The sequence below is a fragment of the Tateyamaria pelophila genome (assembly GCF_019966495.1).
Taxonomy (GTDB): domain Bacteria; phylum Pseudomonadota; class Alphaproteobacteria; order Rhodobacterales; family Rhodobacteraceae; genus Tateyamaria; species Tateyamaria pelophila.
Map to the genome: position 1 here is coordinate 1 of NZ_JAIMIA010000173.1, position 7,079 is coordinate 7,079.

Sequence of the window (7,079 nt, forward strand, 5' to 3'; positions counted from 1 at the left end):
CTGACCGAGCTGTCCATGTCCAGCACAATATACTTCAGCCCGTTGCGGTCATGAAACCGGTCAATCCATTGGCCGTTCAGATCAGACAGAGCCGCCCGGTTCTCTGCGGTCGCCAGTCCCTCGGTCTCGAACCGGCCCATCTGCGACGTGGATGCGGCCTGCGCATCGACGGCACGGCCACCGACAACCTGGCGCATCACGGGATCGAGCGCGAGACGGTCGGCGTCATTGACGTCCTCGTATCCTGCCAACCGGCCGTAGACCGATTGCCGAAACAGCCCGTCGAGCCGGTGGATCGTGTTTTTGCCACGGCGATTATCGCACAGGGCAGCAGACGCCAGATTGGACAGACCGAGCGCGTCATCAAGCTCGCGCATCACCAGAAGGCCGCCATCCGAACTGAGCTGAGCGCCCCGGAATTCCAGCCGCACGCGAGGGTCAAAATCCACACGATCTGCCCGCTGCAAGCCCGCACCCTCTGGGTGATCCATGAAACACATCCTCCGCAGCAACCAACGCCATGATATATATAGAAAATATCACGTTCAAGACAGCGAAATCAGAGATCCACTTGGGGAATGCGGGCAGAGAAAGATTCGCTGAAGCGGACCGGCTAGAAGCCGGTGGCTTCGATCCATTAGGTGGAAAGTCAAACGCGTCTGACGCTGCGGTCATCACGCGAAACCCCTGCGCATGGGCCAGTATGCGCCCCGCAAGCATGGCGTCGGCCAGATCCTCTTCGGACGGGACCGCAGCCTCCTGCACGCCGGGCACCAGAATGTCGCGCGCCGCCACCCGCGTCGCCTTTTCCGACGACCAGCCCCGCGCGCCAACCGCCGCTTCGATGGCCGAGGCCGATTGCCCCAGCTTGAGCGCCTCGATCAAGGTCCAGCGCCCTGTCCCCTTCTGGCCAGCCTGATCCAGAATGAGATCTATCAGCGGTTGGTCCGTCTGCTCGTCGATTGCGCGCAGGACCTCGGCAGCACTCTCGATCAGATAGGACTGGAGCGGACCCGCATTCCAGCGCGCAAACATCGCCCCGATGTCCGGCGCAGATAGACCCGCAAGATCACGCTGGATCCCGTAGATCTCGGCGATCATCTGCATATCCGCATATTCGATGCCGTTGTGGACGGTTTTTACAAAATGCCCTGCCCCGTCCGGGCCCAGATGCGCGACACAGGGATCCCCTTCAAACCTTGCGGCGATCGCCTCGGCCATGGGTTGAAACTGTGCCCATGCATGGGCGCTGCCGCCCACCATCATCGACGGGCCGTGACGCGCGCCCTCGGCCCCGCCTGACACGCCCATGCCGACAAAATGTACGCCCGTACCACTCAGTGATTCTGTCCGCACCCGCGTGGCGTTGAAATCCGCGTTGCCGCCATCAATGATCGTGTCCCCTTCTCCCAGCAAAGGTGTGATCGCGGAGATCATGGCATCCATCGGGTCACCGGATGGGATCATGAACAAGATGGTTCGCGGCACCTTGAGAGCAGCGACAAACGCCTCCAGATCCGCGTGCCCGGTCAGACGCCCGTCGCCTTTCGGCGCGTCTTTCACAAAGGTATCGATCAAATCCGCTTCGCGATTGGAAACGGCGACGTCGAACCCTTTTTCGGCGAGATTGAGCGCCAGCGCGCTGCCCATCGTGCCAAGCCCGTAGACCCCTATATCTGACGTTGTCATTGATGTTCCTCTTGTTTTTGATCCCTGCCCCTCTTGACCATATGGTCGCGGGTGCATGCCTCAGGCCTGGGACCGGATATCTTTCGGGCTGAGGCCGGGCGGGCCGCTGCCAGCCGCCTCGGCCTGTTTGATGAGCCTGTGCATGCGGGCGTTGAACGGTGCCTGACGGCCATAGCGTGCAGCCAGTGCAAGGATCGTACCCTGCAACGCGTCCACTTCAGTGCGACGGCCCTGCCTCAGGTCGTCCCACATGGACGAGCGCGCCTGGGCGTCCACCGTCAGCATCCTGGCCGCAATGAGCCGAAACAGGGGCGTCGGCAGCCGCAGGATGTGCGGGATCAGGGCGGGGTGTGCTGCCGTTACCTTGCCCGGAGTGATCCCTGCGGCCTTGAGCACGCGCAAGGCCTCGCTCATCTGGTCCGCCATCAGGCGACGCCATGCGCGGCTTTGCAACTGCTCCAGCAATGGCAGATCGGACAGTGCATTCACCGCATTGCCAAGATTGATCAACAACTTGCCCCACTGCACGGCCGCTATGTCCGAATGGGATTTCCAGATCAGATGAGGGCTGCTGAGGGCGGGGAGCGGACCAGCTTCGACGAGGATGTCGCCCGAAGTGCCGCGGTGGTATGTGGCCGGACCACGCGGAACGACATTGAACGGCACCATGGCCGCGCGCACGTCGGCACGGGGCAAAGCCTCGCGCAGGGTGGCCGCATTGGCCACGCCGTTTTGCAAGCTGACCACTTGTGCGCCGGAAGCGTGGGTCGCGATCTGTTTGGCAATGGCAGCCGTGTCGCCCGATTTGACGCAAACCAGAACCAGATCGGCCCCGCTCAACGCCGCCTGTGCATCCTCGCGCATCGCGATATCGGTCAGCTGCAGATCGAGCCCATCGTAATCGGTCAGACGCAGCCCGTCCTGCGTAACCGCATCGATCACCTTGGACCGCGCCAGAAAGCATACGTCATGCCCCGCCGCGACCAGAAGCCCGCCGACAAAGCAGCCTATGCTGCCTGCACCTGCCACGCAGATGCGCAGGGAAGGCAGGCCGTCAGACGCCAAGGCACCAGCGCATGACGGCCTTCTGCGCATGCAGACGGTTTTCAGCCTCGTCGAAGATCACTGAATGCGGACCATCCATGACCTCGGACGTTGCCTCATCATCCCGGTGCGCAGGCAGACAATGCATGAAAAGGCTGTCGTCTTTGGCCTTGTTCATCAACGCCGCGTTGACCTGATAGCCGCGCAGCTGGTTGTGCCGCCGTTCGCGCGCCGATTGCGGGTCGTGCATGGACACCCACGTGTCGGCGACCACCAGATCCGCCCCGGCCACAGCAATTTGAGGATTGCGTTCCGTGGTGTAGAGCCCTTTCAGCGCGGGCTCGGGATCCAGTGGTTCGGGACCGGTGAACACCAGTTCGAAGTCGAATTGCTTGGCGGCGTGGGCAAAGCTGGCAAAGACGTTGTTGCCGTCGCCGCACCATACGACCTTCTTGCCCTTGATGGGGCCGCGATGTTCTTCGAAAGTCATCACATCGGCCATGATCTGGCAAGGATGCGTGCGGTTGGTCAGCCCGTTGATCACCGGGACGGTGGCATATTCGGCCATTTCCAACAGGGTCGCCTCTTCGAAGGTACGGATCATGATAAGATCCACATAGCGGCTGAGCACCCGCGCGGTGTCGGCGATGGTTTCGCCGTGGCCCAACTGCATGTCGCTGCCCGACAGCAGCATGGTTTGCCCGCCCAACTGGCGCACGCCGACGTCAAAGGACACGCGCGTCCGGGTCGAGGGTTTTTCAAATATGAGGGCGACCATCTGTCCTGCGAGGGGCTGGTCGTCATCCGGTGTGCCTTTCGGCCGCCCTGCACGCGCCGTTTTCATGGCGTGGGCATTGTCGATGATCTTGCGCAGATCGTCTTGCGGCGTGCTGTGAATGTCGAGGAAATGCATCATGGTTTTACTCTTTGGCAGAGAGACTTGGGGGCTGTCTGCCCCCAAACCCCCGAGGATATTTGGGGCCGGAAGAAATCAGGCCATGAGCTCTGTCGCGGCCTTGTCGAGGCGCAGAATTGCTTCGCCAATTTCAGCGTCGGTGATGGTGAGCGGGGGCAACAGTCGGATCGTGTTATCCGCGGCGGGCACGGTTATGACGCCCTGATCATATCCTGCATTCACCACATCAAGGTTCGTGGCCTTGCATTTGATCCCGATCATCAGCCCGGCCCCGCGCACTGTTTCAAACACCTCCGGGTGCGCGGCGACGAGGCCTTCGAGCTTTTGGCGCAAGAGGCCCGCCTTGCGGTTCACCTCGGCCAGAAACTCGGCATCGCTGATGATATCCATAACAGCGCAACCCACGGCGCAGCCCAGAGGGTTGCCGCCATAGGTCGAACCATGGGTGCCTGCTGTCATACCGCTGGCCGCGTTTTCGGTTGCGAGCACGGCCCCCAGAGGAAAGCCACCGCCGATGCCCTTGGCCACCATCATGATGTCAGGCTCGATCCCCGCCCATTCGTGCGCAAAAAGCTTGCCGGTCCGCCCCACACCGCACTGCACTTCGTCGAGGATCAGCAATATCCCGTGTTCGTCGCACAGATCCCGCAGCCCCTTGAGGCACGCGTCGGGCAGCGGGCGGATGCCGCCTTCGCCCTGCACGGGTTCCACCATGATCGCGGCGGTTTGATCCGTGATCGCAGGTGCAATCGCGTCATGGTCGCCAAATTCGAGATGGGTGAAGCCGGGCAACAGTGGCCCGAACCCCCTGGTCATCTTCTCGGACCCTGCGGCGGCGATACCGGCGGAAGAGCGGCCATGGAAGCTGCCGGAAAAGGTGATGATGTCCACCTTTTCGGGATGTCCCTTGTCGAACCAGTATTTGCGCGCCATCTTGACCGCCAACTCGCAAGCCTCGGTGCCGGAGTTGGTGAAAAACACCGTATCGGCAAAGGTTGCATCCACCAGCTTGTCGGCCAGCGCCTGTTGTTGCGGGATGTTATAGAGGTTGGACGTGTGCCAGAGCGCGCCTGCCTGATCGGTCAGGGCCTTGGTCAGCGCCGGATGGGCATGGCCCAGGGCATTGACCGCAATTCCGGCACCCAAATCCAGAAAACGTCGCCCGTCTGCCTCGATCAGCCAGGTGCCTTCGCCTTTGACGAAAGTCAGAGGGGCGCGGGAATAGGTGGGCAGAACAGAAGAGATCATCTGGATCATCCTTGGAGAAAGGCCGGAAACGACATGCAGACGTTGGTGCATGAGCTGCGCGGCAGGGTCAACAGTTTTGGAAGTTTGGTGTGCGAACGGGCACACGGGATCACCGCAGCGATTAGCTGCGTCGGAGGCGTCGTCGGAGAGGAGCCGCTGTGATCATGTGCGCCGCTTAGACCATTCTCGGCGCTTGCGCCAGATAAAATTCGCTTGCCCCGCCCCACACGCAAGCGCAGGACTGCGCCGATGTATATCGCCAAGCAACATAACCCGGTTCTTGCCGCGTCCCTCATCGGGATCGCAACCGCATTCATTGCGGCAACGACGCTTTTTGCCAAGGCGCTGGGAACAGAGCAGTTTGGTCCCGTAATGCATCCGGTCCAAATCGTATTTGGCCGGTTCTTGTTTGCATTCTTGTGTTTTTCTCTGGCAGTTGCGGTTTTTCGGCCCGAGTTGCACCGTCCGCATCTGGGGCTGCATCTGGCGCGGACGTTGGGGGGCTGGGCCGGATTGGTCCTGATGTTTGCTTCGGTCGCCTATATCCCGCTCGCCGATGCGACGGCGATTTCATTTCTCAATCCGGTTTTCGGGATGATCTTTGCCATTCCGCTCTTGGGGGAGCGTGTGGGCAGATGGCGCTGGCTGGCCGCCGGAATCGCGCTGGTCGGTGCGTTGGTCTTGCTGCGCCCCACGCCGGACAGCTTTCAGCCTGCCGCGCTGCTGGCGCTTGGCGCGGCTGTGATCCTGGGGTTCGAATTGAACATCATCAAAAAGCTGACACGGCGCGAAAGCCCGTTTTCAATCCTGTTTGTCAACAATGCGATAGGTTTGTGCGTCGGCGGACTGGCCGTCTTGTGGGTCTGGCAGCCACCCACCCTTGCACAATGGGGCCTGATGGCGGCCATTGGATGCGCGATGGCCGTGGCCCAGACCTGTTTCGTCAATGCCATGGCCCGGGCCGACGCGAGCTTTGTCGCGCCTTTCAGCTATGGTACCCTGATCTTTGCGGCCCTTTACGACATTGTATTCTACGATGTGGTGCCGGATTACATCACCGTGCTGGGCGCAGGCATCATCATTGCCGGCGCTTTGGTGCTGGCCTGGCGCGAAGGACGGCACAGGTTACCGGTCTCCGACGAACATGCCTTGTAACTTTGGCGTTCCCTATTAAAATAGAACGCTGACCCTAGACCAGAACCAGAGCGGCCCCGCGAGCGGCCGCTTTTTAGCTCAGAAAGCCTCTCATGTCCTGGACAGACGACCGCGTAGAATTGTTGAAAAAGATGTGGGGGGAAGGCCAATCCGCCAGCCAGATCGCCAAGGAACTTGGCGGTGTGACCCGCAATGCGGTGATCGGCAAGGTGCACCGACTGGGCCTGTCGAACCGCGCAGGCAGCGGTGGTGCGGCAGCGGCAAAGACCGAAGCCAAACCCAAGGCGCCCGCCCCAAAGCCCAAGGTCGCAGTCTCCAAGCCCAAGGTCGAGCCGAAGACGGAGCCCGCGATCAAACCCGTGCCGCCCTCCGAGGGCAAACCGAATTTGCCCGCGCGCAAGCAAATCATTCCCGCAGGGCAGCCCCTGCCCCCGCAGCCATCGGCCAACGAAATCAGCCCCGAAGCGCTCGCCAAGGTCAACGAAATTGAGAAGAAGGCCAAGAAGATCGGCCTGATGGAATTGACGGAGCGCACCTGTAAGTGGCCTGTCGGCGACCCCGCCACCGAGGATTTCTGGTTTTGCGGCCTGCCCGTCCAACAGGGCAAGCCCTACTGCGAAGCCCATGTCGGCGTTGCGTTTCAACCGATGTCATCGCGCCGGGATCGCCGTCGCTGATCCAAAGGCGGCTGCGCCACGTCACGTTTCAGGGGGGCTTTGCCCCCGGTTCCTGCGCGCCTCCCCCATGATGCTTTCTGGCCGAAAGACGTATGATTTGGCCTCTTGATTGCTGCGTTTGGACGGTCATTGCGGGTGCATGTTTCCGGCGTAAGGGATCGGAACTGGCAGTGTGTCTTGGATGGCCGTGCGACGCTCAATATCGCCTTCGTGCCCTGTCAGGTCAGTTCGTACGTTCTGCCTGAAATGTTGGCAGTGCTCTGTTTTGCATCAAGTGAAGGACCACCGGCTGACGCCGGAGGCATCATTTGTCGGAATGTAATTCCAGGTACTGCTTGATGACATCGTCT

Annotated in this window: 7 protein-coding genes; 2 read left to right on the forward strand and 5 right to left on the reverse strand. The window is 61.2% G+C overall.

Annotated elements, in window-relative coordinates; translation table 11 throughout:
* The 5 genes from LC354_RS25320 to LC354_RS25340 all read right to left on the reverse strand — a co-directional run.
* Positions 1-491: transposase (locus LC354_RS25320; protein ID WP_223422653.1), on the reverse strand; the 491-nt coding region annotated here is incomplete at its 3' end.
* Positions 439-1,689 (reverse strand): NADP-dependent phosphogluconate dehydrogenase, encoded by a 1,251-nt coding sequence (gndA, locus tag LC354_RS25325; RefSeq protein ID WP_223428743.1) that lies wholly within the window; start codon positions 1,687-1,689, stop codon positions 439-441. The genes LC354_RS25320 and gndA, both read right to left, overlap by 53 nt.
* Before the next feature lie 60 nt (positions 1,690-1,749).
* Positions 1,750-2,754, reverse strand: coding sequence for a 2-dehydropantoate 2-reductase (locus tag LC354_RS25330; RefSeq protein WP_223428744.1), 1,005 nt, complete (start codon positions 2,752-2,754; stop codon positions 1,750-1,752).
* Entirely contained in the window at positions 2,744-3,649 is a 906-nt protein-coding gene (argF, locus tag LC354_RS25335) for an ornithine carbamoyltransferase (protein WP_223428745.1), read from the reverse strand. The genes LC354_RS25330 and argF overlap by 11 nt, the downstream gene beginning before the upstream one ends.
* A gap of 75 nt (positions 3,650-3,724) precedes the next feature.
* Positions 3,725-4,897 carry an aspartate aminotransferase family protein gene (locus LC354_RS25340; RefSeq protein WP_223428746.1) on the reverse strand — a complete coding sequence of 391 codons (1,173 nt, stop codon included), beginning with the start codon at positions 4,895-4,897 and terminating at the stop codon, positions 3,725-3,727.
* A 249-nt stretch (positions 4,898-5,146) separates the two neighbouring features.
* On the opposite strand from LC354_RS25340, the gene LC354_RS25345 reads away from it, so the two are divergent.
* Entirely contained in the window at positions 5,147-6,052 is a 906-nt protein-coding gene (locus tag LC354_RS25345; protein WP_223428747.1) for a DMT family transporter, read from the forward strand.
* A gap of 92 nt (positions 6,053-6,144) precedes the next feature.
* Positions 6,145-6,729 (forward strand): GcrA family cell cycle regulator, encoded by a 585-nt coding sequence (locus LC354_RS25350; protein WP_223428748.1) that lies wholly within the window; start codon positions 6,145-6,147, stop codon positions 6,727-6,729.
* The last annotated feature ends 350 nt before the right edge of the window (positions 6,730-7,079 follow it).

Bases quoted from the DNA above. Each gene is read 5' to 3' on its own strand.
- LC354_RS25350 (WP_223428748.1), top strand. From the start codon at position 6,145: ATGTCCTGGACAGACGACCGCGTAGAATTGTTGAAAAAGATGTGGGGG.
- argF (WP_223428745.1), bottom strand. From the start codon at position 3,649: ATGATGCATTTCCTCGACATTCACAGCACGCCGCAAGACGATCTGCGC.
- LC354_RS25345 (WP_223428747.1), top strand. From the start codon at position 5,147: ATGTATATCGCCAAGCAACATAACCCGGTTCTTGCCGCGTCCCTCATC.
- LC354_RS25340 (WP_223428746.1), bottom strand. From the start codon at position 4,897: ATGATCTCTTCTGTTCTGCCCACCTATTCCCGCGCCCCTCTGACTTTC.
- gndA (WP_223428743.1), bottom strand. From the start codon at position 1,689: ATGACAACGTCAGATATAGGGGTCTACGGGCTTGGCACGATGGGCAGC.